The sequence below is a fragment of the Microbulbifer sp. genome (assembly GCF_051659245.1).
Taxonomy (GTDB): domain Bacteria; phylum Pseudomonadota; class Gammaproteobacteria; order Pseudomonadales; family Cellvibrionaceae; genus Microbulbifer.
In genome coordinates, this window is the sequence record NZ_JBOFOC010000027.1 from 1 (window position 1) to 4,223 (window position 4,223).

Below are 4,223 nucleotides of genomic sequence, written 5' to 3' on the forward strand. Positions count from 1 at the left end.
GGTTGCGTGGCCTTGAGCTCCGCAAGATCCTGCAGTGCGCGGCGGTATTCGGTGGCGGAGAGGATGTAGACGCCGTCCAGGGGGCCGCCGGCATAGGCTTCGCCGATCTCCTCCACTTCCTCGCTGCTGTTGCCGTCCATGCGCACCTTGACCAGGATGGGGCCGCCGTTGGGGCCCAGGACCTGGGCGCGGGCCATGACGTGGCCGGTGGAGATCACCGGGGTGATTTCCGGGGTGACGTTGAAGATCGAGCCGAATTGGGCTTGGGTGGAAAAGCTCAGGAGAGTTAGGCAGAGAGTTGCCAGGGTATATAAAAAGTTGCGCGATTGGCCGCCCGCGCGCGGCCGGCTTGCCGAGCTGGAGCTCGGCGGTCCCGGGGAATATTCGCCTGGCAGATTTTTTGCTCCTGCAAAATCTCCATTTCCGCTGGGCGGCATTCCGCCATCCATGGCGGTCACAAACAGGCTCCTACAGAAGATGGGCACGCTCGCTAAGGCTCGCTTTGCCCATCCTACGTTGCGGCCTTCGGTTTTTGTTGTTTCTTGCATCCGTGAAATTAATCGGTCGTTCATAAAATTCAGGAGGCTTTTGCCGAAGTGGTGCATCAGCATCAGTTTGCTCCTTCGGCCAGGGCGGCACGCACGGCGGGCCAGCTGGTTTCGTCGTCGAGCCAGGCCTGGATTGCGGGGGCCGCGGCTTCCGGGGGGAGGGCCAGGCCGATATAGTCGAGCCACTGGCCTTCGAAACTGCCGCGCAGGTGGACCCGCTCGCCCTGTACCTCGCCGACAGCCACGGGCACCAGGGCCGCGCGGGCCCGGTCCAGGCCGGAAATCACCACACGGGTGCCCTCTTCCATCCAGTCGCGCCGGCCATTGAGCAGCGGTACCGCAAAGTTGAGGCCCAACCGGCCCTCCACTTCCAGGCCCTCGGGTTGCAACGCGTAGACGCCGAAAAGGGGCGCGGGAGCGACGGTTTCCAGGCCCAGGCGCTCGATACGCAAAAACTGCGGGTTGACGACAACGCTGCCGCGACCGTCCGGCCCGTTGAGTTGCGCATTGCTGAGATCGATTTCCAACTGGTCGTCGGCCAGCAACGCGACGGCGCCGCTGCGCAGGCCGGTAAAGCCGGTGGTTTCGTTCAGCAGCGGCACAGCGCGAATGCCCAGGCGGTTAAGGCGCCCGGCCTGCAGCGATACCTGCTGCCGGCGGGTGCCGAAGCGCGGGTCCCGCATATCCGGATTGATCACCAGCCAGTGGTCGCCGGCGGTAAGCACTGTTTCCGGGCTGTCCGCCTCGCTGCCCTGGCCGAAGGTAAAGCCACCGCTGCCGTTGGTAGTGGTACTGCGCTCTCCGAGCTGCACGGTGATACCCGCGACCGGCTCGCCGAACTGGTCGGAAATATTGCCGCTCACCTGGGTGGGCAACGGGCGCACCTGTAGTTGCGCGCGAGCGAGAATATCCTCCCCGTGCCGCACCTCCACCTGAAGCCTGGCGCCGTAGCCGAAATAGCGGTCGGCGACAAAGGTGGCGGCGCGGCGCCCCGGTACCAGGTCAATGGTGCCGGGTACCAGTTCCATGCTGCGGTATACGGTGGCTATTTCGTAGCCCTTGGCGTGCAGGAAATCCACACCGGGCTTGTCCTGATTGAGGTAGGTCTCGCCGTGGAGGGTTTCACGCACCACTATTTGCAACTGTGCCGGGTCCACCGGGCGGTTGAAATGGAAACTGAACAGTTGGTTGGGAGAAATAAAAGTACTATTGGCCACTGGCTGCATGCGCACCAGCTCCAGCGGGCGCTGCTCCAGATTGATCACGGTGAAAGGTACCGACGCCGCGGCCAGCAGGCCCACATCGCTGTGCTCCACCCGAATGCGCAGTGTGTGTTCGCCATCCTCTTCGGGCAGTTCGATTTCACCCTCGATCAGCGAGCCGTTCAGGGACAACGGAAACTGCTGCTCGCCGACAACGGCAAACACCTCGGCACCGGGCGCCTGCCCTTGCAGCCGGGCCACCACTTCGGCGGTTTGCGGGCTCTCCTCTATCAGGAAGCGGCCGCCCGCGGCGGGCACCAGGATATTCAGCAGCGCCGAGGGCTCGATACTGAGCTGGTAGCTTTCCGTAACCTGGTTGCCGGAAACATCCTGGGCGCGCAGGCTGAGCGTGCGTGTGCCGGCGCTCAGGGGAATGTCTACGGAAAAACGGTATTCGCCCGGGACCGCGGTTGCGGTCAAGGCCACCGCTTGGTTGTCCACCAGCATGCCGGCCAGGCGTTCGTCGGTCACGGTGCCGGTGAGTCGATAGGGATTTTCCTGTACCGCATTGCTATCGGGGTATGGCAGCAGGGGCGCGTCCAGGGTAATCACCGGTGCCGCGCTGTCGCGGTATACCGTAAGGGTTTCCGTGGTAGTGCGCCCGAGTTGGTCGGTAGCCGTTACGGTGATTGAGAGGGCGTTGCTGCCGGCTTCAAAAAATATTTTCCGGCGAAAATTGCCGGAAGCGGCAGCGCCGGTAACAGTTACCGGATTGCCATTGATCTGCACCTCGACACTGCCGGCGGCGGCAATCACCTGCCCGGCCACATCCACGCTGTCCGCCGATGACCGGTAGCCGTCGGTGGGCGCGAGTATTTCCAGTTGCGGCGGCGGCAGGCTTTCGTCGTCTTCCGGCAGCCGGCTGAGGTCCAGTGTAAGGCTGTCGTCGCCGTCGGAGCTGGCCACCGCAATGGTGAAGCGATTGTTGCCCCAGGCCAGGGGCAGGCCGGGGATGGCGAAGGGATGGCTGCCCTCCCCGTCTCCCAGGGAAACCCGGGCGCCGTTGACGTGCAGGCGCAGCTGGTCCGCGGGCAGCTCCGACTGCACCTCGCCGCTGAGGGTGAAAATCTCTTCGCGCAATAGGCTGCCGTTGGCGGGGGAGATATTCACCAGTCGCGGCGGCTCGGCGCGGTGAACCAGTATGGCGGCGCTGCCCTGGTTACCGGCGACGTCCGTCGCACTGAGCGTGAGATGGTTGTCCCCGACCTGGAGGGGAACCGTAACGCTGAAGCGGCCATCGGCGTCCAGCGGAACTTCAAAAGGCGAGCCGTAGCGGTCGTTGGACAGGCGCGCACCGGCCACCTGATGGTTGTCGGTGACGGTACCGCGCACCACTATCTGCCGGTCGGTGGTGCGGGATTCCGGCGGGTTGTCCAGGGTGATTTCCGGCGCTGTCCCGTCCACTTGGCACAGGGCGCCGTAGTCAGTCCGCTGCCGCGCACTGTCGTCGATGGCGGAGACCAGCGAGTGCCACATAAACGTGGCACTGGCCGCGGAAATATCGCCGTGCACCCGGGCGTCGGCGTGCAGTGTGACCCGGCCCCGGGCGTACACGGAGGCGGCCGCTTCGGCGGCATAGTGCAGGGTCAGGTTGCCGTACCCCACCAGCAGCATCTGCTGGCTGCGATCGAACAGATTGCCCGGCCCGGGGTTGAGCATGGCAGAGGATTGCACCTCGGCGTCGTTGAGCAAATGCAGGCGCACCGTGCCCTCGCCCTCAACCCGGATACTCGCCCTATATTGCGCGGTAAGATTCTCCACCCAGTAGTCTCCGGGCGCCAGTACCAGGGTGGACTCAGAATTCAGGGTGAGGTTGCGAATCCGCCAGACCTGCCCGGCGGGAGACAAACGGAGCTGTGACTGCCACATGAGGGTGATATTGCGGAATTCCCGGTCACTGCCCTGGAAGTGTTGGTAGCCGGGCGAAGAAACGGAAATATCCCTTTCGGAAGCGGTTTGCTGGAAAGGCGGCAGCGGCACCGCGGGCGCCGGAGTGCCGCTAATGGCGCAGCTGTGTCCGCCGCAGGACAGCGGCGAAAAGGACTGGTCCACCAAATGGCGCGCTGCCAGCGGTTCCGTTACGCCCTGCAGCGAACCGCCGAGGAAAGTCAGCGAGGCATCCGGATCATGTGCCGAGACGGGCGATGGGAAAACAGCATCGCAGGCCAGTTCCTGCGCCGCTGCGGTGGTTGCGCACAGCAGTGCGGTGAGGATTGCCATAAACCCCGCGTGGATATTTTTCCCCCCTGCCTTTCTGTGCACTGCTCTGTTCCCCGATATCCGGTCAAGTTCCGCTTTAACTATTTTTGTAACTACTCGCCCCGTGGATAACGGGAAGGTCGATATTTCCCTGTAGGAGCGGCGGGGCGGCCATCCGCCCATGGCCGCGATCCACCTCTACGACGAAACGAGG

General features: G+C 63.9%; 2 protein-coding genes. Both read right to left on the reverse strand.

The window, feature by feature from the left end; all coding sequences use genetic code 11:
* Window positions 1-218, reverse strand: a 218-nt coding sequence (locus ACRC0P_RS03190; RefSeq protein ID WP_438628341.1) for a hypothetical protein, incomplete at its 3' end; no start/stop codon positions are given.
* A 392-nt stretch (window positions 219-610) separates the two neighbouring features.
* Window positions 611-4,072, reverse strand: coding sequence for a hypothetical protein (locus ACRC0P_RS03195; protein ID WP_438628342.1), 3,462 nt, complete (start codon window positions 4,070-4,072; stop codon window positions 611-613).
* Between the last annotated feature and the right edge of the window lie 151 nt (window positions 4,073-4,223).